2 protein-coding genes are annotated in these 1,107 nt (G+C 50.0%); both read left to right on the top strand.

Features of this window, described 5'->3' with window-relative positions:
* Positions 1-235 precede the first annotated feature (235 nt).
* Entirely contained in the window at positions 236-571 is a 336-nt protein-coding gene (locus B4967_RS11470) for a type II toxin-antitoxin system PrlF family antitoxin (RefSeq protein WP_083025297.1), read from the top strand.
* Positions 568-1,065 carry a type II toxin-antitoxin system YhaV family toxin gene (locus B4967_RS11465; RefSeq protein WP_083025295.1) on the top strand — a complete coding sequence of 166 codons (498 nt, stop codon included), beginning with the start codon at positions 568-570 and terminating at the stop codon, positions 1,063-1,065. Before B4967_RS11470 ends, B4967_RS11465 begins: the two co-directional genes overlap by 4 nt.
* The last annotated feature ends 42 nt before the right edge of the window (positions 1,066-1,107 follow it).

Genomic DNA, 1,107 nt, shown 5'->3' with positions numbered 1-1,107 from the left:
CACGCCTGCCCGCGTGGCGACAATGGCTAGCGCCATCGCCTTTCCTCTGCTGTTGTCACTTACTCCAATGTAGGATAAAGCTACATTAGCTTAAGTATTTAACCTAACGTAATTAAGAAGGCTTTGGTAGCGCTTAAGCAACTGGTTCAAGTAGCGGAGACGGCTTGACGAGGTAATGCGCTTGCATTAACTTTGTATGCATTACCTTTGCATTGCTATCAAGCGGAGAGCGACAGTGAGCACGCTTATCGAAGACGACTCAACTCTGACGGATCGCTATCAAACGACTGTTCCGGCATCGATTCGCCGGGCGCTAAAGCTGAAGCGCCGAGACCGTATCCATTATACCGTTCGTCCTGATGGAGAAGTGGTGCTTACCCGGGCGAGTGATGAGGCCAAGCACGACCCTGTGATGGTCAACTTCCTCAATTTTCTAGAGCGCGATCTTCTGGCGCATCCGGAAAATATTCGCCCGGTGACTGCCAGTAGCTTTGCCGAGGCCAAAGGGCTTACCGCAGGTATTGAGGTAGACCTCGAAGAGGCGCTGGAAGAGGATGATGACGACGAATGAAGCCTCTGGAGGTTAATGGATGGACGATTTATGCCCATCCGTTGTTCTTGGAACAAGTCGAAGCACTCACCTTGAAGGTGAGACATCTTCAATCGAAAGATCCTGCCGGTTATCGCAACAAGGCGGCCACCAAGCGCCTAGCAGCGATCATGAAGCTGGCCTTGAATGATATTCCGCAGGATCCATCAGGCACTCAATACCGCCAAGGGAACACGCTTGGCACAGAACACACTCATTGGCAACGAGCAAAGTTCTACCAGCAGTACCGGCTGTTCTTTCGCTACGATGCTGCGAGCAAAATCATTATTTATGCATGGGTCAATGATGACGCTACAAAACGCGCTTATGGCAGTAAGCATGATACTTACTCTGTCTTTCAGAAAATGCTCAGCAGTGGCAACCCACCGGATAGCTGGAAAGCCTTACAGAAAGCCTCAATGAGCGAAGTTGAACGAATTCATTTACTTTTAGCGGCAGATAACAACGATAACTAAATCACACTAGATCTCTTTGGGGAGATCCGCCGGGGCGAGGTT

This window comes from Vreelandella lionensis (assembly GCF_002087295.1).
In the GTDB taxonomy this organism is placed as follows: domain Bacteria; phylum Pseudomonadota; class Gammaproteobacteria; order Pseudomonadales; family Halomonadaceae; genus Vreelandella; species Vreelandella lionensis.
Note: the sequence above shows the minus strand (reverse complement) of the source record. Positions and strands in the feature narration are given on the sequence as shown.